Raw genomic sequence first — 26,740 nt, 5'->3', positions numbered from 1 at the left:
CGTAGTCTGGCGGAAAACGCCTATAACGGAGACTTTCATCCATGCTTCGCCCCGCCACATCCCGATTTCCTGCCCTTACGCCCCTGGCGCTTGCCATCGCTGCCGGTTTTCCCCTCTGCGCGGGTGCGGCCGACGAACCGGCGACCGTCGTCACGCCGGAAGTCACGGTGATCGGCCAGACCCCGCTGCCGGGGCTCGAACTGCCGCTGCCGATGATCGCCGCGCCGGTGCAGAGCGTCACCGCCAAAGACATCGATGCCAGCGGCGCGACAGACGTTGCGGCCTACATGAACCGCCGCCTGTCTGGCGTGCATGTGAACGAAACCCAGGGCAACCCGTTCCAGATGGACGTGAACTATCGGGGTTACACCGCCTCGCCGCTGCTGGGCACGCCCCAGGGTATGTCGGTTTATTTCGACGGCGTGCGCATCAACCAGCCCTTTGGCGACGTGGTGAGCTGGGATCTGATCCCGAAGGCGGCGATCGCATCGATGAACCTGATGCCGGGCTCCAACCCGCTGTTCGGCCTCAACACCCTGGGCGGCGCGCTGGCGATCCAGACCAAGGAAGGCCGCACCCATCCGGGCTCGACGGTGCAGCTCACCAGCGGCAGCCACAACCGCCGCTCGCTTGAGTTTACCCACGGCAGCTTCAACGACGACAACGGGCTGGAGTGGTTCTTCGCCGGCAATCTCTATCGGGACAGCGGCTGGCGCACCAACTCTCCGTCGGATGTGCGCCAGCTCTTCGGCAAGCTGGGCTGGCAGGACGCCCGCACCGATCTCGACCTCTCCATCGCCTACGCCGACAACAAGCTCAACGGCAACGGCCTGCAGGAAAAACGCCTGCTGGAGCAGGACTACAGCAGCATCTACACCCAGCCGGACATCACCCAGAACCGCTCGATCTTCCTCAACCTCACCGGCCGCCACAGCCTGAGTGATGCGCTGATGCTGTCGGGCAACGTGTACTACCGCAAGATCAACACCGCCACCACCAACGGCGACGTGAACGAAGGTTCCCTCGACCAGTCGGTCTACCAGCCCAGCGCCACCGAGCGGGCCGCGCTCACCGCCGCGGGCTACAGCGGCTTCCCGACCAGCGGCGCCAACGCCTCGAACACGCCTTTCCCTTACTGGCGCTGCATCGCCAATGCGCTGCTGGCCGACGAGCCCAACGAGAAGTGCACCGGCCTCATCAACCGCACCCGCACCGACCAGGAAAACTTCGGCCTGTCGGGCCAGCTCAGCCATTCGGGCATGTTCGATGGCCGCAAGAACCTGTTCATCGCCGGCGCCGCCTACGACCACAGCAACCTGCGCTTCCAGCAGAGCGGCCAGTACGGCTACCTCAACGCTGATCGCAGCGTGACCCCGGTGGATGCCTGGGCTGACGGCTCCCAGAGTGCCGGTGTCGGTGAGACGGCCCTGGATTCGCGCGTCAATCTCAGCGGTCGCACCCGCACCTGGAGTCTCTTCGCCACCGACACTCTGTCGATCACCGACCGCTGGCACGCCACCCTGTCGGGCCGCTACAACCGCACCCAGGTGAAGAACCGCGATCTGCTCAACCCGGGCGGCGGTGCCGATTCGCTCGACGGCAACCACAGCTTCAGCCGCTTCAACCCGGCGGCCGGCATCACCTACACCCCGTCGAAGGCGTGGAGCGCCTACGCCGGCTACAGCGAAGGCAGCCGCACGCCCACCGCCATCGAGCTGGGCTGCGCCAACCCCGACAACCCCTGCAAGCTGCCCAACGCCATGGCCGGCGATCCGCCGCTCAAGCAGGTGGTCACCAAGACCTGGGAATTCGGCCTGCGCGGCGCGGTGGATTCGAAGACCCGCTGGAACCTCGGCCTGTTCCGCGCCGAGAACCAGGACGACATCCTCTTCGTGGCCGACGACGCGCTGGGCTACGGCTACTTCAAGAACTTCGGCAAGACCCGCCGCCAGGGCGTCGAGGCGGGCGCCAGCACCATCGTCGGGCCGGTGAGCCTGGCCCTCAACTACACCTTCCTGGACGCCACCTATCGCAGCGCCGAGGTGGTCGGCGGTGCCGGCAACAGCACCAACAGCGAAGGGGCCGGCCTCGAAGGCACCATCGACGTCCGCGCTGGCGACCGCATCCCGCTGATCCCGCGCCACCTGGTCAAGGCCTCGGCCGACTGGAAGGTGCTGCCGGCCTTCGCCCTCACCGCCGATCTCATCGCCGTCTCCGGCAGCTACGCCCGCGGCAACGAGAACAACAGCCACCAGCCCGACGGCACCTACTACATGGGTTCCGGCCGCTCCGGCGGCTACGCGGTGACCAACCTCGGTGCCCGCTACGACGTGAGCCGCGGCGTGCAGCTCTTCGGCCAGATCAACAACCTGTTCGACCGCGAGTACGCCACCGGCGCGCAACTCGGGTCAACGGCGTTTTCGTCGAGTGGCGGCGTTCTGGCCCGGCCGTTTGCGCCGGTGGGCGGTGAATATCCGATGGTCGGTTCCACGTTCTACGCGCCGGGTGCGCCGCGGACCTTCTGGGTCGGCCTGCGCTACAGCCTGTGAGCGCCCCCGCCCGGCCGCTCCCCGGCGGTGACCGGAGGGTCGTTCCGTGAGCATCGGCCTCGCCGGCCTGTATGAGGAGATCGGGCAGGCGCTCACCGCGCTGCGCGCCAACGCCGCCTTCCTGCTGCGCAAGAGCGGCGGGCAGGCGGACCTTCAGGCCGCTGCCCGCGACGTGGAAACCCAGGGCGCCGCCATCGACCGGCGCCTGCGGGTGCTTCAGCGCCAGCTGCCGGCCGATTCGGCCGATGCCAGCCCAGCCGTGCTGCCAATGCTCCACGTCGCGCTGGAAAACTGGCAGGATGTGCCCGGCGTCACCTCGCCGCCCGTCCTCCACGTAGAACCGCCCACGCTGCGGTTGTCCCGAACCATGCTCGAAACCCTTTGCCAGCTGAGCTGCCAGGCTCTTGCGCTGTCCGCAGGCGGCCCGGCGCTCCGCGTATCTGTGCTTATCGATTTTCAGGATTCACCCCATCTGTGCTGGTCGGCCGACAACGGCGCCGGCCTGCGGCTTACCGCCCGCCTGCCGCTTGGCGCGGAGGGCACGTGATGGGCGTCAAGCTGCGCGTCGTGCTGGCCGATGATCACGCCGTGGTGCGCACCGGTTACCGGCGCCTGCTGGAGCTGGAAGACGACATGGAAGTGGTGGCAGATTTCGGCGACAGCGATTCGGCCTGCGCCTGGTTTGCCGCCAACAGCGCCGACGTGCTGGTGCTCGATCTGTCGATGCCCGGCCGCGGCGGGCTGGAAACCCTGGCCCGGGTCAAGGCCCGGGAGACCTCGCCCAAGGTGCTGGTGTTCTCGATGCACGACAACCCGTCCATCGTCGATCAGGCTCTCAAGGCCGGCGCCGACGGTTATCTCACCAAGAGCAGCGAACCCGATCTGCTGATCGACGCGGTGCGTCGGGTGGCGCGGGGCGAGCGGCCGTTGTCGGCGGATGTGGCGGCGGCCCGGGCCGGTGCCGATGGCGCGGCGGTGCACGCCGGGCTGTCACCGCGGGAATTCGAGATCTTCAGGCTGCTGGCGGCGGGGCGGACGGTGGAGCAGATCGCCGCGAGGCTCTTCCTGAGCGCCAAGACGGTGGCCAACTACCAGACCATGATCCGCCAGAAGACCGGCCTGTCGAGCGTGCTTGAGATGTACCGCCACGCCGACGCCCACGGCCTGCTGGACGGCAGCGAGTAAGCCCGGCCGGGCGAGCGCCCGGCGCTGGGCTTAGTGCAGGCTCTCGTCGAGGGTTGCGACGGCGTCGAACTCGCGCTGGTTCGCCTCGTGGCGGCGTTTGACGAGGTACATCATCCCCGCCACGAACAGCCCGAAGGCCACCACCACCGTGTTGATCGAGAAGTTGAGGCGGATCAGCAGCGCGTAGAGGCCGGTCATCACCAGGATCGACAGGTTCTCGTTGAAGTTCTGCACCGCGATGGAGTGGCCCGCGCCCATCAGGATGTGGCCGCGGTGCTGGAGCAGGGCGTTCATCGGCACCACGAAGAAGCCGGAGAGACCGCCGATCAGCACCATCAGCGCCATCGCCACGCCCATGTCGGTGACGAAGATCATCACATTGACGATGATGCCCATCGCGATGCCGAGGGGGATCACCTTGACCGAGGCACGCATCGTCACCATCTTGGCGGCCATCGCCGCGCCGATGGCCACGCCCACGGCCACCACGCCCTGGAGCATCGAGGCCTTCGACAGATCCAGGTGCAGGGCCTGCTCGGCCCACTTGATCACGATGAACTGGAGGGTTGCGCCGGCACCCCAGAAGAGGGTGGTGGTGGCGAGGGAGATCTGGCCCAGCTTGTCGCGCCACAGCAGGCGCAGGCAATGGTTGAAGTCGTGGATCAGGTAGGCCGGATTTTTCTTGAGGACCTTGTGGTCCACCCCGGTGTCGGGCACCTTGAGGTTGAACAGCGCGGCGATGAGATAGAGGATGCCGACGATGCACAAGGCCATCTCGGGCACCGTGTCGATGCCGGTGTCGATGAGCGGCAGATCGAAGCCCAGCAAGGCCTGGGAGAAATTGGGCTTGATGAGCATGCCGCCAACCAGCGTGCCGAGGATGATCGCGCCCACCGTCAGGCCCTCGATCCAGCCGTTGGCCACCACCAGCAGCCGCGGCGGCAGGTATTCGGTGAGGATGCCGTACTTGGCCGGCGAGTACGCCGCGGCGCCCAGCCCGACCACCGCGTAGGCCGCAAGCGGGTGCATGCCGCCAAACATCAGCGAGCAGCCCACGATCTTGATCCCGTTGCTGATGAGCATCACCCTCCACTTGGGCATGGAGTCGGCGAAGGCGCCCACGAAGGCGGCCAGCAGCACGTAGGAGAGGGTGAAGAAGAGCTTGAGGAGCGGCTCGTATTCTTGCGGTGACGCCATCTCGCGGAGCACGTAGATGGAGGCGATGAGTAAGGCGTTGTCGGCCAGCGCAGAGAAGAACTGCGCTGCCATGATCATGTAGAAACCGAAGGGCATCGCAGGCGACGAAAGCTCGGTGAATTTGACGGACCGCGCTTTATACCACGAAGGCCATGATGACTTATGGCGACGCCGTCAATGTTGTGCTCCAATAGCACTTACCATAAACCGGGTTTATCAGTCATGGCCGATCGTCGACTCCAGGTATTCCACGCCGTTGCCCGACACGGGTCGTTCACCCGCGCCGCCGAAGCGCTCTTCATGACGCAGCCGGCAGTGACCTTCCAGATCAAGCAACTGGAAGAGCAGTTCAACACCCGCCTGTTCGACCGGGGGCACGGGCGCGTCACGCTCACCGCAGCGGGCGAGCTGGTGATGGCCTACGCCGAGCGGATCCTCGGCTTGTCGGAAGAGCTCGAAGCCCGTGTCGGTGAGCTCACCGACGAACTCTCCGGCGTGCTCCACCTGGGCACCAGCACCACCATTGCCGCCTACTGGCTGCCGTGGCTGCTCGAAGGTTTCAAGCGGCGTTATCCGCGGGTCGTGCCGCGGGTGTCGGTGGGCAACTCCCAGACCATCGAGGGGCGGGTGATGGACCGCAGCCTCGACGTGGGCCTGATCGAGATCGTCACCGACCAGCCGACCCTCGAACGTCGCCACCTGGGCCAGGACGAACTCAACGTGATCGTCGCGCCGGGCCACCCGCTCACGTTTGAAAAGGCCGTGCGCGCCGATCAGCTCGCCGCCCAGCCGCTGCTCCACCGGGAGCCCGGCAACGGCATCCGCGATCTGGTGGACCAGTTCTTCACCAGCGCCGGCATTCCGTACGAAGACCTCAACGTCACGGCGGAACTCGGCAGCCTGTCGTCGGTCAAGCACCTGGCGGCGGCCGGGCTGGGTGTTGCCGTCGCCTCCCGCGCCGCCATCGGCCGCGAGCTCAAGGCCGGCCAGCTCGCCGCGATCCCCCTCGACCCGCCGCTTTTCACGCCCCTCGAAGTCATCCTGCTCAAAGACAAGTTCCGCTCCCGGCTGGTGAATACCTTCGCTGACTACGCGGCTGAAGAGATTCCCCGCCTCGCGTCCGAAAGATACTGATGCCCCGTCCGATCCGTGCCTCCATCGACCTGGAGGCCCTGCGTCACAACTACCTCGTTTCAAAGCATCGCGCCGGTTCTGCCCGCGCCTTCGCGGTGGTCAAGGCCAACGCCTACGGCCACGGCCTCGACCGGGCCATCCGCGCCCTGGCGCCCGTGGCCGACGGCTTCGCGCTCCTCGATCTGGCCGAAGCCCGCCAGCTTCGCGCCGCCGGCGTCACGGCGCCCATCGCGCTCCTCGAAGGCTTCTTCGAGCCGGCTGACCTGGCCGACATCGTTGCCCTCGGCCTCACCCCGGCGATCCACAGCGAAGCCCAGCTGGCGATGCTGGAGCGTGCCCGGCCCGAGGGCGCCATCGACGTGCTCCTCAAGATCAACTCGGGCATGAACCGCCTGGGCTTCACCGCCGACCGCTTTGGCGCGGCGCTGGCCCGCCTGCGGGCGATGCCCTGGGTGCGCGGGATCACCCTGATGACCCACTTCGCCCGCGCCGACGACGAGGTGGGCATTGGCGCCCAGCTTGCTACCTTCAAGGCCATCACTGCCGGCCTCGACTTGCCGGTGAGCCTCGCCAACTCGGCTGCGCTGCTGCGTTTCCCCGAGGCTGTCGGCCAGATCGCACGGCCGGGGATCATGCTCTACGGCGGCTCGCCGATGCCCGACCTGCACGGCGCCGATGAACTTGGCCTGCGCCCGGTGATGACCCTCACCAGCGAGATCATCGGCGTGCAGGAAATCGCTGCCGGTGAGCGCGTCGGCTACGGCGGCACCTTCGAGGCCAGCGGCCCGACCCGCGTCGGCGTGGTGGCCTGCGGCTACGCCGACGGCTATCCGCGCCACGCGCCCACTGGCACGCCGATCCTGGTGGGCGGACGCCGCACCCGCACCCTCGGCCGCGTGTCGATGGACATGCTGGTCTGCGACCTGTCGCACCTCGAAGACGCCGGCGTCGGCTCGCCGGTCACCCTGTGGGGCGACGGCCTGCCTGCCGACGAGGTGGCGACCGCCGCCGGTACCATCAGCTATGAACTCTTCTGCGCCCTGGCGCCCCGCGTGCCGGTGAGCGTGCGCGGCGAATCTGCCGGGGCCGCCTGATGGCCAAGGTCAAGACCGAATACGTCTGCTCGGAATGCGGCGGCAAGTCGCCCCGCTGGCAGGGGCAGTGCCCCCACTGCAAGGTCTGGAACACGCTGGTTGAATCGGTGGTCGAGCCCGAGGCGCCGGTTGCCAAGCGTTTTGCCGCCCTGGCCGGTGATTCCGGCCGGCTGCAGACGCTGGCCGACGTGCAGCCCCGCGAATCCGCCCGCGTGCCCACCGGCATCGAGGAGTTCGACCGGGTGCTGGGCGGCGGGCTGGTGCCCGGCGGCGTGGTGCTGATCGGCGGCGACCCCGGCATCGGCAAGTCGACCCTGCTGCTGCAGGCGCTGGCGCTGCTCTCCGGCCACCTCAAGGCGCTCTACGTGAGCGGCGAGGAATCCGCCGAGCAGGTGGCGCTGCGCGCAGCGCGGCTGCAGCTCGAGGCGAGCACCCTGCAGCTGCTGCCCGAGATCAACCTCGAACGCATCCTCGCCAGCCTGCGCGACGTGAAGCCCGACGTGGCGGTGGTGGATTCGATCCAGACCGTCTATTCCGAAACCCTCGGCTCGGCGCCGGGCTCGGTGGCCCAGGTGCGCGAATGCGCGGCCCAGCTCACCCGCTTCGCCAAGCAGGGCAGCACCACGCTGATCATGGTCGGCCACGTGACCAAGGACGGCGCGCTGGCCGGCCCGCGGGTGCTGGAGCACATCGTCGACACGGTGCTGTACTTCGAGGGCGACACCCATTCCAGCTTCCGCCTCGTGCGGGCCTTCAAGAACCGCTTCGGCGCGGTCAATGAGCTGGGCGTCTTCGCGATGACCGAGAAGGGCCTGAAGGGCGTCAGCAATCCGTCGGCAATCTTCCTGTCGCAGCACGGCCAGCAGGTGCCGGGCTCGTGCGTGCTGGTCACCCAGGAAGGCACGCGGCCGCTGCTCGTGGAGATCCAGGCGCTGGTGGATTCGGCCCACAGCCCGAGCCCGCGCCGCCTGTCGGTGGGCCTCGAGCAGAACCGGCTGGCGATGCTGCTGGCGGTGCTGCACCGGCACGCCGGCGTGGTGTGTTTCGATCAGGACGTGTTCGTCAACGCGGTGGGCGGGGTGAAGATCGCCGAACCGGCAGCCGATCTGGCGGTGCTCCTCGCCATCGTCTCGTCCCTCACCAACCGGCCGCTCCCGCGGGAGCTGGTGGTGTTTGGCGAGGTGGGGCTGGCGGGCGAGATCCGGCCAGCGCCGCGGGGCCAGGAGCGCCTGAAGGAATCCGCCAAGCTCGGTTTTACCGTGGCCCTGGTGCCCAAGGCCAACGCCCCGAAGCACGACATTCCGGGGATGCGGGTGGTTGCCGTGGACCGGATCGAGGAGGCGCTGGAGCGGATTCGTGAGCTTTCGACCGGCTGATTTATGCTTTTTGCGCTGCAGTAACGCCGAAAACCACGGAAAACCTAGATATTCGTGCCACAGTTTGAAAAGAGCGATGTAAGCTAGCGCCCTGCGGGTGGTGTGGTGCGATTCGGGCACGTGGCGTCACCTGTTGGGGCTTCTGCCGTTTTTGTAAATCCACCCATTTCTTTCATCAACACACTAAGAGCTATGAACAAGACTGAATTGATCGATGCGTTGGCTGGCAAGAGTGGTCTGACCAAGGCCGATGCTGGCCGTGCCGTGGACGGTGTCATGGAAATCATCACCGAAGCGCTGGGCAAAGGTGAGAGCGTGACGCTGGTCGGTTTCGGTACCTTCTCCGTGGGCGAGCGTGCCGCCCGTGTCGGTCGCAATCCGCAGACCGGCGCCGAGATCCAGATCGCTGCTTCCAAGCAGCCCAAGTTCTCGGCCGGCTCCAAGTTGAAAGACGCTGTGAACAGCTGAACACTCGTCACTCCCCGCTCGGGGATTGATGCATCGAAAGGCGGCCGTCCGGTCGCCTTTTTTTCGTCCACCGTCCGCCGGCCCATGTGCGGCAGGACGTAGCGTTGATGGCGCTCACAGGGCTTTTCCTGGCTTAACCGAACTTAACCTGGCGCTTCGGTATAGTTGGCCGTGGTTGTTCCCGAGTTCAAGCCGGCCCCTGGGGCCGCAATTCATGCCAAGCCTGTTTCGTAGAATCCCGTGGCCGCTGCTGGCTGCAAGCCTGCTGGCCGGCTGTGCCGGTTTCCTTCCGGCCGTGGGGCCGGATCACACCCCGCCCGCGCTGACGCTTCCCGCCGGCTGGACCCAGCCTCCAGAAGTTGCGGGCAGCGCCGAGCTCGCCCGCTGGTGGCAGCAGTTTGCCGATCCGCAGCTCGACACGCTGATCGACGCCGCGCTCGCCGACAGCGTCGACCTGCGCCAGGCCGAGGCGCGCCTGCGTCAGGCCCGGGCCGCCCGGGCCCAGGCGGTGAGCGGGCTGTTCCCGAGCCTCACTGCGTCGGGCGGCGCGAGTCGCAACCATTACGCCCGCGCCATCAGCGCACTGCCGGCGCGTACCACCTGGGACGCGGGTTTCGACGCGGGCTGGGAGGTCGACCTCTTCGGCGCCACCCGGCGTGGTGTGGAGGCGGCCTCGGCCGAGCTCGACGCCAGCGCCGCCAGCCTCGCCAACGTGCGCGTCTCGCTGGCCGCCGAGGTGGCGCAGAACTACGTGGAGCTGCGCCTTCATCAGCGCCGGCTGGGGATCGCCCGGGACAACCTCGCGTCCCAGACGGAAACCCTGCAGATCACCGAATGGCGCAACCAGGCCGGGCTGGCGTCGAGCACCGACGTGGCCCAGGCCCGCACCAGCCGCGAGCAGACCCGCGCCACCATTCCCGATCTCGAAGTGAACCTGGCAGCGGCTGCCAACCGGCTGGCGGTGCTCCTTGGCCAGCCGCCGGGCAGCCTCAATGATGCCCTCGCCGGCGCCGGTGAATTGCCGCCGCTGCCGGCCCGCGTGGCCGCCGGAATCCCCGCCGACGTGCTGCGCCAGCGGCCGGATCTGATCGTCGCCGAGCGCAGTCTCGCCGCCGAGACCGCGCGGGTCGGCCAGAAGCTGGCCCAGCGCTTCCCGAGCCTCAACCTTGGCGCGAGCTTTGGCTGGCAGGCCTACAGCCTGGGCGGGCTCGGCGCGGCCGGGAGCCTCGCCCGGTCGGTGAGCGGGTCGCTGGCCGGCACGCTGTTCGACGCCGGCCGGCTGAAGAGCGCGGTGGACATCCAGACCGCCGTTCAGGAAGAAGCGCTGGCTGCCTACGAGGCGGCGGTGCTGGGCGCGCTGGAGGAGGTCGAGAACGCCCTGACGGCGTATGCCTCGGGCCGCGAGCGGGTCGACGCCCGGCGGGCGGCCGCTGCTTCGGCGCGGGAGGCGGCGTCGCTGTCGCGCAATCTCTACCAGGCCGGGCTGACGGATTTCCAGAAGGTGCTCGAAACCGAGCGCACCCGGCTCACGGCCGAAGACAACCTGGCCCTGGCCGAAGCGGCGATGCGGACAAATCTGATCAAACTCTACAAGGCCCTTGGTGGCGGCTGGCAGGTCGCCGACGCCGGCGCGCCGGAAGGCAGGGCAGCACCATGAACCAGACCACCGACAAGCCGGGCAATGCAGATGAAGCGCTGGCGGCGATGCTCGGCCGCGCGGCCACCGGCGGAGGCAAGGGCCGGCTGCGGCGCTGGCTGATCCTCGGCGCCGGCGCGGTGGCGGTGATCGCCGCGCTGGCCTTGCTGGGCGGCGGCGACCAGGGCGCGGCCGGGCGCTACATCACCGAAGAGGCCAGCACCGGCAAGCTGACGGTGACGGTGTCGGCCACCGGCACGCTGCAGCCCACCAAATCGGTGGACGTGGGCAGCGAGCAGTCCGGGACCCTGGCCACCGTGCTGGCCCAGGAGAACGACCGGGTGAAGAAGGGCCAGCTCCTCGCCCAGCTCGACACCGCCAAGCTGCGCGACGCGGTGGCCAAGAGCAGCGCGGCGCTGGCGGCGGCCAACGCGTCGGTGGCCCAGGCCCGGGCGACGGTGGCCGAGGCGAAGGCGTCCCTGTCGCGGATGCGGCAGGTGGCCGAGCTTTCCGGCGGCAAGGTGCCGGCCCGCACCGAACTCGAAACCGCCGAGGCCACGCTCCAGCGGGCCATCGCAAACGAGGCCAGCGCCCGGGCGTCGGTGGTCCAGGCCGAGGCGGTGCTGAAGACCGACGAGACCAATCTTTCGAAGGGCACGATCCGCTCGCCGGTGGATGGCGTGGTGCTCACCCGCAAGGTGGAGCCCGGCCAGTCGGTGGTGGCGGCGATGACGATCCCGGTGCTGTTCACCCTGGCCGAGGATCTCGCCCGGATGGAGCTGCAGGTGAAGGTTGACGAGGCCGACGTGGGCACCGTAAAGCTCGGCCAGCCGGCCAGCTTTACGGTGTCGGCGTGGCCCGGGCGCAACTTCCCGGCGACCATCGAGCGGGTCGGGCTGGGTTCGACGATCACCGACAACGTGGTCACCTACAAGACGGTGCTCACGGTGAACAACGACGACCTGGCCTTGCGGCCGGGGATGACCGCCACCGCCACCATCGTCACCGCCCAGCGGGACAACGCTTTGCTGGTGCCCAACGCCGCGCTGCGCTTTACGCCGCCCAAGGCCGAGCCGAAGGCCGAACGCAGCCTGGTGGCCAGCCTGCTGCCACGCCCGCCCTCCGAGGCGAAGCACGGCACGGCGACGGCTGTGCCCGGCGCCTCCCAGGTGTGGGTGCTGGAGAACGGCGAGCCCCGCGGCGTACCGGTGAAGACCGGCGTCAGCAACGGGCGCTTCACCGAGATCACCGGCGGCGAGCTCAAGCCCGGGATGGCGGTGATCACCGAGTACCAGGAAGCAAAGAAATGAGCACCGCAGGCGCCGCGCCGCTGATCGAGCTCGTCGGCATCACCAAGACTTACGGCACCGGGCAGGCAGCGTTCCAGGCGCTGCAGGGGGTGGATCTCGTCATCGAGTCCGGCGAGTTCGTGGCGGTGATGGGCCCCAGCGGCTCGGGCAAGTCCACGGCGATGAACATCCTCGGCTGCCTGGATACGCCCACGTCGGGCGAGTACCGCTTCCGGGGCGTGCACGTGGAATCGCTGGAGCGCAACCAGCGGGCGCTGCTGCGCCGGAATTGCCTGGGCTTCGTGTTCCAGGGTTTCAATCTGCTGGCGCGCACCTCGGCCCAGGAGAACGTCGAGCTGCCGCTGCTCTACCGGGGCGAGCCGGCCGATGCGCGCCACGCGGCGGCCCGGGCGGCGCTGGCCAAGGTGGGGCTGGCCGGCTGGGAGACCCACACCCCGGCCGAGCTCTCCGGCGGCCAGCAGCAGCGGGTCGCCATCGCCCGGGCAATCGTCACCAACCCGCTGGTGCTGCTGGCCGACGAGCCCACCGGCAACCTGGACAGCCATCGCAGCCACGAGATCATGGAGTTGCTGGCCGCCCTCAATCGCGAGCAGGGCATCACCATCATCATGGTCACCCACGAGCCGGACATGGCCGCCTACGCGCGCCGGGTGGTGCGTTTTGTGGACGGCCGGGTGGCGAGCGACGAAGTGCGCGCGGCCAATGTTGCGGAGGCCCAGCCATGCTCCTGAGCGCGCTGCTGCTGGCCCTGCGGGAGATCCGCCGCAACCTGATGCGCTCCTTCCTCACGGTGCTGGGCATCGTGATCGGGGTGGCCGCGGTCATCACCATGGTGACGCTCGGCAACGGCGCCACGCGGATGGTGTCAGACCAGATCTCCAGCCTGGGCAGCAACCTGCTGATGGTGCGGCCCGGCCAGCGCCTCGGCCCGGGGCGCGACAGCGCCGGCTCGCCGAGCTTCCGCAAGGCCGACGTGGAGGCGATCCGCAGCCAGGTGAGCAGCCTGCAGGACGTGGCGCCGGCGGTGGGCAGCTCGGTGACCCTGGTGGCCGGCAACAACAACTGGTCGGCGACGGTCAATGGCACCACCAATGCCTATCTGGTGGCCGGCAACTGGAAGCTGGCGGCGGGCCGGGCCTTTCTCGACGACGAGGAGCGCGCCGGCAAGGCCGTCTGCATCATCGGCGAAACGGTGCGCCGCGAGCTCTTCGGCAGCCGCAGCCCGCTGGGTGACGAAATCCGCGTGAAGACCTTCAGCTGCCAGGTGGTGGGCCTGCTGGCCTCGAAAGGGCAGGGCGCGATGGGGATGGACCAGGACGACATCGTGCTGATGCCGATCAGCACCGTGCAGCGGCGCATCACCGGCAACCTGGATATCCCGACCATCCTGATCGCCCTGAAAGACGGCGCCGACACCCCGGCGGTGATGGCCCAGATCCGCGGCCTGCTGCGGGAGCGCCGCAAGCTCGCCGAGAACGAGGCCGACAACTTCAACATCATGGACACCCGCCAGATCGCCGAGACGCTGTCGGGCACCATCCGCACGATGACCGGCCTGCTTGGCGCGGTGGCGGCGGTGAGCCTGCTGGTGGGTGGCATCGGGATCATGAACATCATGCTGGTGTCGGTCACCGAGCGCACCCGGGAGATCGGCATCCGGCTGGCCATCGGCGCGCTGGAGGGCGAGGTGCTGCTGCAGTTCCTGATCGAGGCGGTGGTGCTGTCGGCCTTCGGCGGGCTGGTGGGCATCGTGCTGGCGCTGGGCACCTGCGTGGGGCTCGCTGCGTTGATGCACATGCCCTTCCTGTTCAACCCGGGCATCAACCTGCTGGCTTTCTTCTTCTCGGCGGCGATCGGGGTGGTGTTCGGCTACGTGCCGGCCCGTCGAGCGGCGAGACTCGACCCGATCGACGCGCTGCGTCACGAGTGATTCGACAAATTTTGCAGATTCAACAGGAGGGCGATGTCCCTCCTGTTTTTTCGTCTGCCCGAAAGACCATGTGGCTCAAGGGGCCTGTCTTTTTGTGACGAAGCGCACGCCACGCCCCAACATAAGAAAATTTCCTACACAATTATTGGAAACGTCTAAAATAGCAAAAACAACAAATTAAATAAAATGTGTCGTAACTCATTCAGATCCCCGATCTCATGAAAACGACCACGAAGCATCTGCTTCATCCCAACCACGCCGGCAGCCCCGTTGCCGCCCTTTCCTGACCAAGGAGGCCTCCATGCCAACCCAACACAGTGATCTCTATCACTCCGGCCCGTTCGAACTCGGTGGCTGTGGCAACGACCTGGTCCTGGGGCGCGACGAGCTGAGCCGGCGCCTGGAGCGGGAGCAGCGGGAGAAGGCCGACGCGCAGATCCACCTCGCGCGGCTATCCAGCGAGGCGCAGCAGCTGCGCGCCCAGCGGGACGAGGCCCTGAGGGCGCTCGACATGGCCAACCAGAACGCCGTGTTCCAGCTGGCCAAGGCCGCTGAAGAGAAGGACGGCGAGGCCGGCCAGCACATGCGCCGGATCGGCGTGATCGCGGGGATGATCGCCGAGGCGATCGGCTGCTCCGAGCACTTCTGCGAGCTGATCTGCGATGCGGCCCAGCTCCACGACATCGGCAAGATCGGCATCCACGAGAGCATCCTGTCGAAGCCGGGCGCGCTGACCATCGACGAGTGGAAGCTGGTGCGGGAACACTCGCGCATCGGCGCCGGCATCCTGTCGGCGTTCAAGTCGCCGATGATGGATCTGGCGGCCGAGATCTCGATGTCCCACCACGAACACTACAGCGGCGCCGGCTATCCCCTCGGGCTGGTGGGCGAGGCGATTCCCCTGGCCGGGCGGATCGTGGGGCTGGCGGATTTCTTCGACTCGCTGACGATGGACCGCTGCTACCGCAAGGCCGTGTCTGACGACCAGGCGCTGGCGATGATCGCCGAGCGGCGGGGCGAGCAATTCGACCCGCGCATCGTCGACGCCTTCCTGTGCATCGCCGATCAAGTCATCCTGGCCCGCGATTCGATCAACGAGATCGAGGCCATCTGCGACCTGCCGGACATCCACGGCGACTGGTGGATGGCCTTCTAGGCGGATTCCTGCGCGTCGAGGATCCGCGCCACGAAGCCGGCCACGGCCTCGATCACCGCCTCGGGCTGGTCCTTGTGCGGTGAATGGCGGCAGTCGGCCAGCTTGACCAGATCCACGTCCTTCACCTGTGCGGCGATGCGATCGAGCTGATCCATCGTCCCGTACTCGTCGTCCTCGCCCTGGATCGCCATGATCGGGCAGCGGATGGTGGCGAGGTATTCCTCGATGTTCCAGTCGCGGAAGGCCGGGCTCAGCCAGATGTTGAGCCACGACATGAACACCGAATCCACATCCAGATGATGCTTGCCGAGGCGGGCGGCGAGGTCGGTGGTCTTCCAGGCCTCGCCGGCCTGCCGGATGCCAGCGATGGTCACGTCTTCCACCAGCACGTGGGGCGCCATCAGGATGATGCCGGACAGCGGCCGCGTGGTGCCGCCGGCGTTGATCAGCGAAATGCTGCCACCGTCGCTGTGGCCGAACAGGAAAGGCCGATCCAGATCCAGCGCGTCGAGCAGCGCGGGCAGCGCCATCAGCGCTTCGTCGTGCATGTAGCGGGGTGTGCGGGCTTCACCGCGGCGGGGCGTGGAGCGGCCGTAACCGTAGCGCGAATACACGATGGCCTCGCAGCCGGTGGCATCGGCGACCCGCTGGGGAAAATCCCGCCACATGGAAATCGACCCCAGCCCCTCGTGCAGAAAGACGATCGCCGGTGCGCCAGGGCGCGGGTGGGCCGAGACGAGGCGGACGATCTCCAGATCCGTGTCGTGAATGCGCAGGGTTTTCATTGTTATGGTTCTCGAGGCGGTTCGAAAACTCCGATTATTGCCCACCGGGCGGCGGCCCCGAAGTGCAGCTACGGACAGACTTCGACGAAATGCGGTCAATTTCATCGAAGGGCTTCCAATGTCTCAAAAGGTGTGTATAATCTCGATCTCTCAAGTGCGCCCGTAGCTCAGTTGGATAGAGTACTTGGCTACGAACCAAGGGGTCGTGGGTTCGAATCCTGCCGGGCGCGCCAGTTTTAAACTGGTTTGAGACGTTGGAAAACGAGTCGCTTAGATGCGGCTCTTTTCAACTGAAGGAGGGCAAGTCTCTCCGCCGCTTTGTCGGCAAAATGTGAGTTTAGCGCCCGTAGCTCAGTTGGATAGAGTACTTGGCTACGAACCAAGGGGTCGTGGGTTCGAATCCTGCCGGGCGCGCCAAAACGTGAAAGGGACTGCAGAAATGCAGTCCCTTTTTGCGTTGGGGAATTGCCCTGCGTTGTGCGGAAGACCTGTGCCGAAAAGTTGATCTGCCTCAGTTTCTTTTAAATAGAAATAATTATCATTACCAAAAATATTTGATAGAGGCGGTCAAATGCGCTTTTGCGGACGGCATCTTGCGTGCGGGTTGTTGATGGCTTTCTTTGCCGCTTGCGCGACGGCGGACCCCGAAATCATGGTTCACGAGGCCGATCTTGCCAATCGGGGCGAGGTGGTCACGTCGCTGCATGCCAATCATGCCTGGCAGGGGCGCCGCTTCTCCGACGACGGTACCTGGCCGGCCCACCGGCTGACGTACGTGATGGCGGAGTTTGCCACCGGCCTGGTGCCTGGCTGGGAGGCTGGCGTGCATCTGCCGGTGATGCGCGGTGGCGTCGATGGCGCCTCGTCGGACAACGGCGCCTGGGGCGCGTCGGCCATCATGTTCCGTCTCAAGCACATCCGCCGAATCGGCGAAAACGGGTTCTACGGCTTCAATGCCGAGTACGACATCAATGCCCGCCGCTACGTGCGCGACCCCCGCGGCGCGGAGTTCCGCGGCATCGTCGGCTTTGACGGCGAGCGTGTGCGGATCACCGCCAACCCGCATCTGATGTGGGGCTGGGGCCGCGAGGGCAGCCCCCGGTCGCCCGATCTCAACCTCGATCTGAAGGTCTTGTACAAGGCGTCCGAAACCCTCGCCTGGGGTGTCGAGGCCTACACCGACGGTGGGCGGGTCAATCGCCTGAGGCCGGGGGACGGCGACCGGACGATCTATCTGGTGACCGAGTTCGAAACCCGGATCGGCGCCATCCACGTGGGTCTGGGGCAGGGCTTCAAGGAGACGCCGGAGCGTTACCTGCTGAAAGGGGTGTGGACGACGCGCTTCTGAGGCGCGCGACGTCCGTGCCGGTGACCGCTCAGAGGAAGCGGTCGAGCATCTTCTTGCTGTGGGCGTCGAGGGCGTAGCGGTCGCGGATCAGGAAGTTGATGCCGCGACTGTCGGCGATCAGCAGCGCCGGGCGCACCAGCCGGCGGATGTCTTCCTCGCCCTTGAGCACCAGGCTGGTGGGGCCGCGGTCGGTGTCCACTTCCCAGGTGCTGGGGGTGGCGAAGCTGGAGACCGAGCGGATGCGCTCAATCACCGGCATGAACTCGCGGGTGGAAAGATCGGCTTCGAGCACTTCGCGGCTGGCCGGCGAGAGATCGGCGATGCGGGTGATCCAGGCGACTTCCTCGCCCTCGGCGTTGACGAGGCCGATGCCTTCGGTGGGCGCTGCGATGGGGAAGGAGCGGACCGGATTGACCTGCTGGCGGGTGCCGTCCGGTGCCACGAAGACCAGCTGGCCAAAGCTGTTGCGTTCGAGAGTGATGGTGTGGGTCATGGCGGGCCTCAGGCGTTGGCGTGTTCGCGGTGCGGCGGGACGACGGGCTTGTCGGCGCCGATGGCGACATCGTCGAGCTTGCGCGTCTGGGCTTCGTAAAGACGGAAGTAGGCGCCCTGTTTTTCCATCAGCGCGTCGTGGTTGCCGATCTCGACGATCTGGCCCCGGTCGAGCACGACCAGCCGGTCGGCCTTGCGCAGGGTGGACAGGCGGTGGGCGATGGCGATGGTGGTACGGCCGCGGATGAGGTTTTCGAGCGCAGCCTGGATTTCCATTTCGGTTTCGGTATCGACGGCCGAGGTGGCTTCGTCGAGGATCAGGATGCGCGGGTCGATCAGGAGCGCGCGGGCGATGGAGATGCGCTGGCGCTCGCCGCCGGAGAGCGCCTGGCCACGCTCACCCACCAGCGAGTCGTAGCCGTGGGGCAGACGCATGATGAAGTCGTGGGCGTGGGCCGCGCGGGCGGCGGAGATGATCTCGTCGCGGGTGGCGTCGGGCTTGCCGTAGGCGATGTTCTCGGCAATGGTGCCGAAGAACAGGAAGGGCTCCTGGAGCACCAGGCCGATGTTGCGGCGGTATTCGGACACCGGCACCGCGCGCACGTCGATGCCTTCGATGCGGATCGAGCCGTCGGTCACGTCGTAGAAGCGGCAGATCAGGTTGACCAGGGTGCTCTTGCCGGAACCCGAATGGCCGACCAGGCCGATCATCTCGCCGGGCTGGATCGACAGGTCGACACCCCGCAGGATGGTGCGGTTGCCGTGGCGGAAGCCGACCTTGCGACACTCGATGGCGCCGGTGACGGCAGGCAGGTGCTGGGGCTTGGCGGGCTCGGGCACGCTGGAGACGTGGTCGAGGATGTCGAAGATGCGCTTGGCGCCGGCGGCGGCCTTCTGGGTGAAGGACACGATGCGGCTCATGGAATCCAGCCGGGTGTAGAAGCGCGAGATGTAGGTGAGGAAGGCGGTGAGCACGCCGACGGTGATCGACTTGTCGGCCACCAGCCAGATGCCGAAACCCCACACGATGAGCAGGCCGACTTCGGTGGCGAGGGTGACGGTGGGCGAGAACACCGACCAGATGCGATTGACCCGGTCGTTCACCTGAAGGTTGTGCATGTTGGCATCCTTGAAGCGATTGACCTCGCGCTTTTCCTGGGCGAATGCCTTGACGACGCGGATGCCGGGGATGGTGTCGGCGAGCACGCTGGTGACTTCGGACCACACCCGGTCGACCTGTTCGAAGCCGTAGCGCAGTCGGTCGCGCACGGCGTGGATCAGCCATGCGATGAAGGGCAGCGGCACCAGCGTGACGACGGCCAGCCAGGGGTTGATCGAGATGAGGATCGCCGCGGTCATGGTGATCATCAGCACGTCGGTGGCGAAGTCCAGCAGCTGCAGCGACAGGAACAGCGTGATCCGGTCGGTTTCGGCGCCGATCCGCGACATCAGGTCGCCGGTGCGCTTGCCGCCGAAGTATTCGAGCGACAGGCCCTGGAGGTGCTCATAGGTGGTGATCCGCAGGTCGGCGCCGATGCGTTCGCTGGCCAGGGCGAGGATGTAGGTCTTGGCCCAACCGAGGCTCCAGGCCACCAGCGCGGCGGCGAACAGGCCGCCGAGCAGCATCATGACCTTGTGGGTGTCGATGGGCACGCCGTTCTGGAAGGGGATCAGCACCTCGTCCATCAGCGGCATGGTGAGGTAGGGCGGGACCAGCGTAGCGCCGGTGGACAGCAGGGTGAGGATGAAACCGGCCAGCAGCTGGCCCTTGTACGGCCGGGCAAAGCGCCACAGGCGCAGCAGCGTCCAGGTGGACGGCGGGGTGTGGATCTCCCGGGCGCAGGTGGGGCATTCGTCGGTGCCCGGAGGCAGCGGCGCATCGCAGGTGGGGCAGGTGAGGGGCTCGGGCGGTGCCGGCTGGCGGCCGGCGAGCACGCATTCGAGCTGGGCCTTGAAGCGGTCGGCCAGGTTGTGGGCGGCCGGGTCGAGGGCCAGGGTGAAACGCCAGCCGTCGAGTCTTGCAGTGGCGTCGATCAGGTCGAGGCTGGCGACCCCGGCCTGATCCCGGTGACGCAGCACCATGCCGTCGCGGAATTCCCACGACCGCCAGTCCTGCGTCTCGTGATCCCAGCCGAGGAGCCGCTTCGAGGTGAGCGCGACGAGGCCGCTGCGAAACTGCAGGCGGGTGTCGAGATCGAGGGCGAGGCTGGCGAGCACCTTTTCGTCCGGCGCCAGGGCGGCGTCGAGGCGGGGGCGCCACGCGTCGGGTACGGCGGGCCCCAGGTAGTCGGAATAGGCGGGAGCGGTGTGAACGTGGGGGGAGGACTCGGAATTCATCTTGGGGACGCGATAAGGCCACAGCAAACGGCCAGCGTAGGGCAAAATTGCGAGCGAAGTTTACTGACTCGTTACAAGCGCGTATACCCGCATCGGGGCGTGGCTGCCTCACGTTGCGAATATTTTTGCGGTCGGTAATCCGGCAAGCCTTTGCTGCGTTATGCCCGGATCAGGCCCGAATTTGAAAGCCCAGCCTGCACGTTCGTTATCTCCACACCTTGCCCATGACCAACAAAACGATCGACTTCCTCAATATCCTCCACCTGCGCGGGCCGAACATCTGGACCTACCGCTCGGTTCTTGAAGCATGGGTCGATATCCACGACCTGGAAGATTGCCCGTCCAACGTCATCCCCGGCCTGCCCGACCGCCTCACGAAGATGCTGCCGACGCTGATCGAGCACCGCTGCAGCATCGGCGAGCGGGGCGGCTTCGTCAAACGCCTGCACGACGGCACCTGGCCCGGTCACATCCTCGAACACGTCACCCTCGAACTGCAGAACCTCGCCGGGATGTCTGGCGGCTTCGGCAAGGCCCGCGAGACCTCCGAGCGCGGGGTGTACAAGGTCGTCATCCGCGCCTGGCAGAAGGACGTGTCGCTGGCCGCCCTCAACATGGGCCGCGATCTGCTGATGGCCGCCATCGAGGATCGCCCCTACGACGTGGATGCAGCCGTCGCCAAGCTGCGCGACCTGGTGGACGACTACATGCTCGGCCCCAGCACCCGCTGCATCGTCGAAGCCGCGGCCGACAAGGACCGCCGCATTCCCTACATCCGCCTGCTGGCCGAGGCCAACCTCGTGCAGCTGGGCTATGGCGCGCGCCAGCGCCGCATCTGGACGGCCGAGACCGACCGCACCCCGGCCATCGCCGAGAGCATCGCCAGCGAGAAGGATCTCACCAAGACCCTGCTGTCCTCCTGCGGCGTGCCGGTGCCCGAGGGCGAGGTGGTCGCCAGCGTCGAGGAAGCCATCTCGGCGGCCGAGGACATCGGCTACCCGGTGGTGGTCAAGCCCACCGACGGCAACCACGCCCGCGGCGTGTTCACCAACATCATGACCGCCGAAGAGGTCGCCGCGGCCTTCCCGCTGGCCGCCGCCGAGGGCTCCGAGGTGATGGTCGAGCGCTTCATCAGGGGCACCGAGCACCGCATCCTGGTGGTGGGTGGCAAGATGGTCGCCGCCAACATGGGCGAGGCCGTGTCGGTGATCGGCGACGGCAAATCGACGATCGACGAGCTCATCGAAACCCAGATCAACACCGATCCGCGCCGCGGCGTCGAGCACGAGTTCCCGCTGTACGTCATCAGCCTGGATCGCTTCCCGGCCGCCAAGATGGAAGTCGAGCGTCAGGGCTTTACCGGCAGCTCGGTGCCGCCGGAAGGCCACGAGGTGATGATCGTCCGTACCAGCAACATGGCCTTCGACGTGACCGACGAGGTGCACCCCGACACCGCCGAGCTGGCCTGTCTGGCCGCGCGCATCGTCGGCCTCGACATCGCTGGCATCGATCTGGTCTGCGAGGACATCTCCAAGCCGCTGGATCAGCAGCGCGGCGCCATCGTCGAAGTCAACGCCGGCCCGGGCCTGCTGATGCACATCAAGCCGGCCGTCGGCCAGCCGCGCCCGGTGGGCGAGGCCATCGTCGCGCACCTGTTCGAGAAGGACGAGGATTCGCGCATTCCGGTGGTCGGTGTCACCGGCAGCCGCGGCAAGACCCCGGTCGCCCGCCTGATCGCCCATCTGCTGCGCCTGTCGGGCCAGTACACGGGCCTTGCCTGCAGCGAGGGCGTGTTCCTCGACGGCCGTCAGGTCGAAACCCCTGAAGGCACCAACTGGGATGCCGCCGAGCGTGTGCTGATGAACCGCTCCGTCGAGGCCGCAGTGTTCGAGAACAGCTGCCGCAGCATCCTGTCCGACGGCACGGTGTACGACCGCTGCCTGGTGGGCGTGGTCACAAACGTCGATCCCGAGATGCACTTCGGCGAGTTCTACATCGACTCCGCCGAGAAGGTCTGGAACGTCTTCCGCACCCAGGTCGATCTGGTGCTCTCCTATGGTGTCGCGGTGCTCAACGCCGAAGACCCGGCGGTGGTCGAGATGGCCCCGCTGTCCGACGGCGAGGTGATCTTCTATGGCGTGGATGGCAACAACGAAGCCATCGTCGCCGCCCGCGCCGAAGGCAAGCGCGCGGTGTTCGTGAAGGACGGCGCGATCGTCCTCGCCACGGGTGCCGAGGAAGTGCCGGTGGCCCGTCTGGCCCGCATCGCCATGCTGGCGAACGGTGCCGGCGAGAAGCCGGGCGTGCTGTCCAACCTGCTGGGTGCGGTGGCTGGCGCGTGGGCGCTGGGCGTGGCGCCGGACATCATCCGCGCCGGCGTCAAGCCCTACGACCCGACCGCACCGCTGCGCGCCGACTGAACCCGGACGAGCCTACGAGATACGCGGCCGCCGGCATGGTGGTCGCCAGAACAAAGAGACAAGGACAGTCATCCATGGAAGTTTCCCGCATCCGTGCGCTGCGCGGCCCCAACCTGTGGAGCCGGCACACCGCGATCGAAGCCATCGTGTCGTGCACCGAAAGCGAACGTGACATCGATTCCATCCCCGGCTACGAGCCGCGCCTGCGCAATCTGTTCCCCGAAATGGGTTTCCTCGAGACCGACGGCCATCAGGGCTCGATCTCCATGGCCCAGGCCCTGGAGCTCGCCGCCCTCGGCCTGCAGGCCTGCGCCGGTTGCCCGGTAACCTTCAGCCGCACCGCCGCCACCCTCGAGAAGGGCGTGTATCAGGTGGTGGTGGAATACACCGAAGAGAAGGTCGGCCGGCTGGCCTTCGAGCTGGCGATGGAGCTCATCAGCGCCGCCGCCACTGAAGACGGCGTGTTCGATCTGGCCGGCGCGCTGGCCCGCCTCCAGGAGCTCGACGAGGACGTGCGCCTCGGCCCGTCCACCGGCTCCATCGTCCAGGCCGCCGTGGCCCGGGGCATTCCGTACCGCCGCCTGACCGAAGGCAGCCTCGTGCAGTTTGGCTGGGGCAGCAAGCAGCGCCGCATCCAGGCCGCCGAAACCGACCTGACCAGCGCCGTGGCCGAAGCCATCGCCCAGGACAAGGAGCTCACCAAGACCCTGCTGCGCGCTGCCGGCGTGCCGGTGCCGCTGGGCCGCTCGGTCAATGACGCCGAAGACGCCTGGCTCGCCGCCCGCGAGATTGGCGGGCTGGTGGTGGTCAAGCCGCGTGACGGCAACCAGGGCAAGGGCGTGGCGGTCAAGCTGCGTACCAAGGAAGAAGTCCAGGCCGCCTTCAAGGTCGCCTACGAGATCAGCGACGACGTGATGGTCGAGCGCTACCTGCCGGGCCACGATTACCGCTTCCTGGTGATCGGCGACAAGCTGGTGGCCGCGGCCCGCCGCGAGCCGCCGCTGGTGATCGGCGACGGCAAGCTGACCATCCGCCAGCTGGTCGAGAAGGTGAACGCCGATCCGCGCCGCGGCACCGGCCACGCCACCTCGCTCACCAAGATCCGCTTCGACGAGATCGCCATCGCCACCCTCGAGAAGCAGGGCTTCAGCGCCGAATCCGTGCCGCCCAAGGGCAAGCGGGTGATCCTGCGCAACAACGCCAACCTGTCCACCGGCGGCACCGCCACCGACGTGACCGACGACGTCCACCCCGAAGTCGCCGAGCGTGCCATCGCTGCGGCCAAGAACATCGGCCTCGACATCTGCGGCGTCGACGTGGTGTGCGAGAACGTGCTCGAACCCCTCGAAGCCCAGAGCGGCGGCATCGTCGAATGCAACGCCGCGCCGGGCCTGCGGATGCACCTCCAGCCGTCCTACGGCAAGGGGCGTCCGGTGGGCGAGGCGATCATCGCCAACATGTTCAAGCCCGGCGAGGATGGCCGCATTCCGGTGGTGGCCGTCGCCGGCACCAACGGCAAGACGACCACAGTGCGCCTCACCGCCCATCTGCTGGGCGTGGCGGGCAACACCGTGGGCATGACCAACTCCGACGGCGTGTACGTGGGCAAGCGGCGCATCGACACCGGTGACTGCTCCGGCCCGCGCAGCGCCCGCAACATCCTGCTGCACCCGGACGTGGACGCCGCGGTGTTCGAGACCGCCCGCGGCGGCGTGCTCCGTGAAGGCCTCGCCTTCGACCGCTGCGACGTGGCCGTGGTGACCAACATCGGCATGGGCGATCACCTGGGCCTGTCGTACATCAGCACGGTCGAAGACCTCGCCGTGGTGAAGCGCGTGATCGTCCAGAACGTGGCGCCCCACGGCACCGCGGTGCTCAACGCGGCCGACCCGATGGTCGTCAAGATGGCCGGCGCCTGCCCGGGCTCGGTGATGTTCTTCGCGGTCGATCCGGCCAATCACGTGCTCGCCACCCACCGCGCCCAGGGGCGTCGGGTGGTGTTCGTGGATGGCGGTGACATCGTGGCCTTTGAAGGCGGCGAGAAGTTCCGCGTGTCGCTGGCCGGCATCCCGATCACCCGCAACGGCACCATCAGCTTCCAGATCGAGAACGCGATGGCCTCGCTGGCAGCCGGCTGGGCGCTGGGCCTGGATGTGGAGACCATCCGCAAGGGCATGGCGACCTTCGTGAATGACGCCGCCACCGCGCCGGGCCGCTTCAACGTGTTCGACTACAAGGGCGCCACCCTGATTGCCGACTACGGCCACAACCCGGACGCGATCCTGGCGCTGGTGCAGGCCATCGAGAGCATGCCCGCCAAGCGTCGCTCGGTGGTCATCAGCGGCGCGGGCGACCGCCGCGACGAGGACATCCGCGAGCAGACCCGCATCCTCGGCAAGGTGTTCGACGACGTGGTGCTGTACCAGGACGAATGCCAGCGCGGCCGGGCCGACGGCGAAGTGCTGGCGCTGCTCCGCCAGGGCCTCGAAGGCGCGCCGCGCACCCGCGACGTGTGCGAGATCCGCGGCGAGTTCCTGGCCATCGACACCGCGCTGGGCAAGCTCGACAACGGCGACCTGTGCCTGATCCTGATCGACCAGGTGGAGGAAGCGCTGGAGCACATCGCCAAGCGCATCGCCGAGCTGGGCTGATCGCTTGGGATTGTTGCTGATCTGGCAACAATCCCGCGCTGATTGTTGCGCTCAGCGGTCGGGTTTCACGCAAGCACCGGTTTTACGCAAAAGCCTTCTGCCAGTTGGTGGAAGGCTTTTGTGCGTTCACGGCGGTGTTCTTCGCTCCAGCCCAGTTCGTCGGCCAGGATGGCGGCCACCGGCGCGGCGGCTTCGATGGCGGCCCGTGCGTCGACGAACAGCGCCCGGTGGCGGCGGGCGAGGATGTCCTCCACGTCCCGCGCCAGCTCGAAACGCACCGCGTGGCGCACCTCGGCTTCGGTGAGCGTCAGCCGCGGGTGGAGCCGCACGCCGTCGCCGGGCAGGGCGTCGGCCAGCGGACGGTCGGTGCCGAGCACGTCGTCGGACGGCCCGGCGGTAGCGCCGTGGAGATGCAGCGTGGCCGTGGTGCTGGGGCGGCGGGCGAGCCGGGCGACGGCCTCCGCCTGATCGACGATCTGCCGGGCCATGTGGCGGTAGGTCGTCCATTTGCCGCCCGCCACCGACACCAGCCCGGTGGGTGAGCTGCGGATTACGTGCTCCCGCGACAGCGCGGCGGTGCTGCCGTTCTTGTCCGCACCGATCAGCGGGCGCAGCCCGGCAAAGCAGCTGCGCACATCGGCCCGGGTGGGGGCGCGGCTCAGGTAGCGGCCGGCGGTGGCGAGGATGAAGTCGATTTCCTCGTCGAGGGGCAGGGGCTCGAGCGGCGTGTCGGCGCGTGGCGTGTCGGTGGTGCCGAGCAGCACCTTGCCCTGCCAGGGAATCGCGAACAGCACGCGGCCGTCGGGAGTCTGGGGAATCAGCAGGGCGGTGTCGGTGGGGAGAAAATCCCGGTCGATCACCAGATGGGCACCCTGGCTCGGGGCCAGCTGGGGCGGCGCCTCGGGGCTGTCGAGGCGGCGCACGTCGTCGGCCCACACGCCGGCGGCGTTGATGACGACCTTGGCCTCGATGGCGAAGACTTCACCGGTTTCGGCATCCCGCGCGTCGACGCCGGTGATGCGGCCCGCGGCGTGGCGCAGGCCGGTGACGGGCAGGTAGTTGAGCGCCAGCCCGCCCAGGTCGAACACCGTGCGCATCAGGGTGACGGCGAGGCGGGCGTCGTCGAAGCGGGCGTCGTGATAGGCGATGCCGCCGACGAGGCCTTCCCGGCGCACGCCGGGCAGCGCGGCGAGGGTATCGGTGGGCGACAGCAGCCGGCTCGGGCCCAGGCTGTGCCGCCCGGCCAGCCAGTCGTAGGCGGTGAGCCCGACGCCGAGCATCAGCCTGTCCCATTGCCGATACACCGGCACCACGAAGCGCTGGGGATGGACGAGGTGAGGCGCGTTGGCGAGGAGGATCGAGCGCTCGGCCAGGGCTTCACGGACGAGGCCGATCCGCCCCTGGGCGAGGTAGCGCACGCCGCCGTGGATCAGCTTGGTGGAGCGGGAGCTGGTGCCTTTGGCAAAGTCGTGGGCTTCGAGGAGCAGGGTGAGATGGCCGCGGGCGGCGGCATCCACCGCGCAGCCAAGGCCCGTGGCGCCGCCGCCGATCACCAGCACGTCCCAGCAGGGCGTGGTGCGCAGGTGGGTGAGCAGGGCGGGCCGGCGCATGGCGGGTCAGCCGGTGGCCCAGTCGCGGGTGCGCTCGACGGCCCGGTGCCATTCGGCCAGCC

The 26,740-nt window shown here is 67.6% G+C and carries 20 protein-coding genes and 2 tRNA genes; 17 read left to right on the top strand and 5 right to left on the bottom strand.

The annotated features are described in order from the left end of the window. The first annotated feature begins 41 nt into the window (after positions 1–41). From QQK25_RS15970 to QQK25_RS15960, 3 genes are read left to right on the top strand one after another with little or no spacing between them, the layout of a single operon-like run. The gene (locus QQK25_RS15970) at positions 42–2,549 is read left to right on the top strand and encodes a TonB-dependent receptor (protein WP_284188821.1); all 2,508 of its coding nucleotides are present in this window, start codon (positions 42–44) and stop codon (positions 2,547–2,549) included. 46 nt (positions 2,550–2,595) lie between these two features. Next, positions 2,596–3,096, top strand: coding sequence for a hypothetical protein (locus QQK25_RS15965; RefSeq protein WP_284188820.1), 501 nt, complete (start codon positions 2,596–2,598; stop codon positions 3,094–3,096). Beyond that, positions 3,096–3,734: a response regulator transcription factor gene (locus QQK25_RS15960; protein ID WP_284188819.1), complete on the top strand. Its 639-nt coding sequence runs from the start codon at positions 3,096–3,098 to the stop codon at positions 3,732–3,734. Before QQK25_RS15965 ends, QQK25_RS15960 begins: the two co-directional genes overlap by 1 nt. 30 nt (positions 3,735–3,764) lie before the next feature. Here the strand turns inward: QQK25_RS15960 and lplT are convergent, their stop codons facing one another. Next, positions 3,765–5,027 carry a lysophospholipid transporter LplT gene (gene lplT, locus QQK25_RS15955; protein ID WP_284188818.1) on the bottom strand — a complete coding sequence of 421 codons (1,263 nt, stop codon included), beginning with the start codon at positions 5,025–5,027 and terminating at the stop codon, positions 3,765–3,767. Between the two features lie 126 nt (positions 5,028–5,153). Between lplT and QQK25_RS15950 the strand changes: the two genes are divergently transcribed. The 9 genes from QQK25_RS15950 (at position 5,154) to QQK25_RS15910 (ending at position 15,035) form a co-directional block, all read left to right on the top strand. Beyond that, positions 5,154–6,065 (top strand): LysR family transcriptional regulator, encoded by a 912-nt coding sequence (locus QQK25_RS15950; protein WP_153159443.1) that lies wholly within the window; start codon positions 5,154–5,156, stop codon positions 6,063–6,065. Then, a complete protein-coding gene (gene alr / locus QQK25_RS15945) occupies positions 6,065–7,159 on the top strand; it encodes an alanine racemase (RefSeq protein WP_284188817.1) in 1,095 nt (364 codons plus the stop codon). The genes QQK25_RS15950 and alr overlap by 1 nt, the downstream gene beginning before the upstream one ends. Next, on the top strand, positions 7,159–8,535 hold the full coding sequence (radA, locus tag QQK25_RS15940) for a DNA repair protein RadA (RefSeq protein WP_153159441.1): 1,377 nt from the start codon (positions 7,159–7,161) through the stop codon (positions 8,533–8,535). The genes alr and radA overlap by 1 nt, the downstream gene beginning before the upstream one ends. 192 nt (positions 8,536–8,727) lie before the next feature. Beyond that, positions 8,728–9,003, top strand: coding sequence for an HU family DNA-binding protein (locus QQK25_RS15935; protein ID WP_153159440.1), 276 nt, complete (start codon positions 8,728–8,730; stop codon positions 9,001–9,003). A gap of 214 nt (positions 9,004–9,217) precedes the next feature. Beyond that, the gene (locus QQK25_RS15930) at positions 9,218–10,660 is read left to right on the top strand and encodes an efflux transporter outer membrane subunit (protein ID WP_284188816.1); all 1,443 of its coding nucleotides are present in this window, start codon (positions 9,218–9,220) and stop codon (positions 10,658–10,660) included. After that, positions 10,657–11,949 (top strand): efflux RND transporter periplasmic adaptor subunit, encoded by a 1,293-nt coding sequence (locus QQK25_RS15925; RefSeq protein ID WP_284188815.1) that lies wholly within the window; start codon positions 10,657–10,659, stop codon positions 11,947–11,949. Before QQK25_RS15930 ends, QQK25_RS15925 begins: the two co-directional genes overlap by 4 nt. Continuing rightward, on the top strand, positions 11,946–12,680 hold the full coding sequence (locus QQK25_RS15920) for an ABC transporter ATP-binding protein (protein ID WP_284188814.1): 735 nt from the start codon (positions 11,946–11,948) through the stop codon (positions 12,678–12,680). Before QQK25_RS15925 ends, QQK25_RS15920 begins: the two co-directional genes overlap by 4 nt. Then, positions 12,671–13,879 (top strand): ABC transporter permease, encoded by a 1,209-nt coding sequence (locus QQK25_RS15915; RefSeq protein ID WP_284188813.1) that lies wholly within the window; start codon positions 12,671–12,673, stop codon positions 13,877–13,879. The genes QQK25_RS15920 and QQK25_RS15915 overlap by 10 nt, the downstream gene beginning before the upstream one ends. A gap of 301 nt (positions 13,880–14,180) precedes the next feature. Beyond that, the gene (locus QQK25_RS15910) at positions 14,181–15,035 is read left to right on the top strand and encodes an HD-GYP domain-containing protein (protein WP_153159435.1); all 855 of its coding nucleotides are present in this window, start codon (positions 14,181–14,183) and stop codon (positions 15,033–15,035) included. Here QQK25_RS15910 and QQK25_RS15905 read toward each other — a convergent pair. Next, on the bottom strand, positions 15,032–15,820 hold the full coding sequence (locus QQK25_RS15905; RefSeq protein WP_284188812.1) for an alpha/beta fold hydrolase: 789 nt from the start codon (positions 15,818–15,820) through the stop codon (positions 15,032–15,034). The genes QQK25_RS15910 and QQK25_RS15905 overlap by 4 nt on opposite strands. 156 nt (positions 15,821–15,976) lie before the next feature. On the opposite strand from QQK25_RS15905, the gene QQK25_RS15900 reads away from it, so the two are divergent. From QQK25_RS15900 to QQK25_RS15890, 3 genes are all read left to right on the top strand, one after another. Then, positions 15,977–16,053: transfer RNA gene (locus QQK25_RS15900), tRNA-Arg, on the top strand. 107 nt (positions 16,054–16,160) lie between these two features. After that, positions 16,161–16,237 (top strand) — tRNA-Arg (locus QQK25_RS15895). A gap of 235 nt (positions 16,238–16,472) precedes the next feature. Beyond that, positions 16,473–17,168 (top strand): hypothetical protein, encoded by a 696-nt coding sequence (locus QQK25_RS15890; RefSeq protein WP_284188811.1) that lies wholly within the window; start codon positions 16,473–16,475, stop codon positions 17,166–17,168. A 28-nt stretch (positions 17,169–17,196) separates the two neighbouring features. Here the strand turns inward: QQK25_RS15890 and QQK25_RS15885 are convergent, their stop codons facing one another. Next, positions 17,197–17,661 carry a cyanophycin metabolism-associated DUF1854 family protein gene (locus QQK25_RS15885; RefSeq protein WP_284188810.1) on the bottom strand — a complete coding sequence of 155 codons (465 nt, stop codon included), beginning with the start codon at positions 17,659–17,661 and terminating at the stop codon, positions 17,197–17,199. Between the two features lie 8 nt (positions 17,662–17,669). Beyond that, a complete protein-coding gene (locus tag QQK25_RS15880) occupies positions 17,670–19,997 on the bottom strand; it encodes a cyanophycin metabolism-associated ABC transporter (protein ID WP_284188809.1) in 2,328 nt (775 codons plus the stop codon). Positions 19,998–20,221: 224 nt separating this feature from the next. Here QQK25_RS15880 and QQK25_RS15875 point away from each other — a divergent pair, with 224 nt between their 5' ends. Continuing rightward, positions 20,222–22,417, top strand: a complete 2,196-nt coding sequence (locus tag QQK25_RS15875) for a cyanophycin synthetase (protein ID WP_284188808.1) — start codon at positions 20,222–20,224, stop codon at positions 22,415–22,417. 74 nt (positions 22,418–22,491) lie between these two features. Continuing rightward, entirely contained in the window at positions 22,492–25,068 is a 2,577-nt protein-coding gene (gene cphA, locus QQK25_RS15870) for a cyanophycin synthetase (RefSeq protein ID WP_284188807.1), read from the top strand. Between the two features lie 65 nt (positions 25,069–25,133). Here cphA and QQK25_RS15865 read toward each other — a convergent pair whose 3' ends face one another. Beyond that, a complete protein-coding gene (locus QQK25_RS15865) occupies positions 25,134–26,678 on the bottom strand; it encodes a glycerol-3-phosphate dehydrogenase/oxidase (protein WP_284188806.1) in 1,545 nt (514 codons plus the stop codon). Positions 26,679–26,740: the final 62 nt, after the last annotated feature.

It is taken from the genome of Zoogloea oryzae, assembly GCF_030161255.1.
Lineage (GTDB): Bacteria > Pseudomonadota > Gammaproteobacteria > Burkholderiales > Rhodocyclaceae > Zoogloea > Zoogloea oryzae.
Note: the sequence above shows the minus strand (reverse complement) of the source record. Positions and strands in the feature narration are given on the sequence as shown.

Bases quoted from the DNA above. Each gene is read 5' to 3' on its own strand.
- QQK25_RS15920 (WP_284188814.1), top strand. From the start codon at position 11,946: ATGAGCACCGCAGGCGCCGCGCCGCTGATCGAGCTCGTCGGCATCACC.
- QQK25_RS15925 (WP_284188815.1), top strand. From the start codon at position 10,657: ATGAACCAGACCACCGACAAGCCGGGCAATGCAGATGAAGCGCTGGCG.
- lplT (WP_284188818.1), bottom strand. From the start codon at position 5,027: ATGCCCTTCGGTTTCTACATGATCATGGCAGCGCAGTTCTTCTCTGCG.
- QQK25_RS15890 (WP_284188811.1), top strand. From the start codon at position 16,473: ATGGTTCACGAGGCCGATCTTGCCAATCGGGGCGAGGTGGTCACGTCG.
- QQK25_RS15905 (WP_284188812.1), bottom strand. From the start codon at position 15,820: ATGAAAACCCTGCGCATTCACGACACGGATCTGGAGATCGTCCGCCTC.
- QQK25_RS15970 (WP_284188821.1), top strand. From the start codon at position 42: ATGCTTCGCCCCGCCACATCCCGATTTCCTGCCCTTACGCCCCTGGCG.
- QQK25_RS15865 (WP_284188806.1), bottom strand. From the start codon at position 26,678: ATGCGCCGGCCCGCCCTGCTCACCCACCTGCGCACCACGCCCTGCTGG.
- QQK25_RS15910 (WP_153159435.1), top strand. From the start codon at position 14,181: ATGCCAACCCAACACAGTGATCTCTATCACTCCGGCCCGTTCGAACTC.
- QQK25_RS15885 (WP_284188810.1), bottom strand. From the start codon at position 17,661: ATGACCCACACCATCACTCTCGAACGCAACAGCTTTGGCCAGCTGGTC.
- QQK25_RS15875 (WP_284188808.1), top strand. From the start codon at position 20,222: ATGACCAACAAAACGATCGACTTCCTCAATATCCTCCACCTGCGCGGG.
- radA (WP_153159441.1), top strand. From the start codon at position 7,159: ATGGCCAAGGTCAAGACCGAATACGTCTGCTCGGAATGCGGCGGCAAG.
- QQK25_RS15960 (WP_284188819.1), top strand. From the start codon at position 3,096: ATGGGCGTCAAGCTGCGCGTCGTGCTGGCCGATGATCACGCCGTGGTG.
- QQK25_RS15880 (WP_284188809.1), bottom strand. From the start codon at position 19,997: ATGAATTCCGAGTCCTCCCCCCACGTTCACACCGCTCCCGCCTATTCC.
- alr (WP_284188817.1), top strand. From the start codon at position 6,065: ATGCCCCGTCCGATCCGTGCCTCCATCGACCTGGAGGCCCTGCGTCAC.
- QQK25_RS15950 (WP_153159443.1), top strand. From the start codon at position 5,154: ATGGCCGATCGTCGACTCCAGGTATTCCACGCCGTTGCCCGACACGGG.
- QQK25_RS15915 (WP_284188813.1), top strand. From the start codon at position 12,671: ATGCTCCTGAGCGCGCTGCTGCTGGCCCTGCGGGAGATCCGCCGCAAC.
- QQK25_RS15930 (WP_284188816.1), top strand. From the start codon at position 9,218: ATGCCAAGCCTGTTTCGTAGAATCCCGTGGCCGCTGCTGGCTGCAAGC.
- QQK25_RS15935 (WP_153159440.1), top strand. From the start codon at position 8,728: ATGAACAAGACTGAATTGATCGATGCGTTGGCTGGCAAGAGTGGTCTG.
- cphA (WP_284188807.1), top strand. From the start codon at position 22,492: ATGGAAGTTTCCCGCATCCGTGCGCTGCGCGGCCCCAACCTGTGGAGC.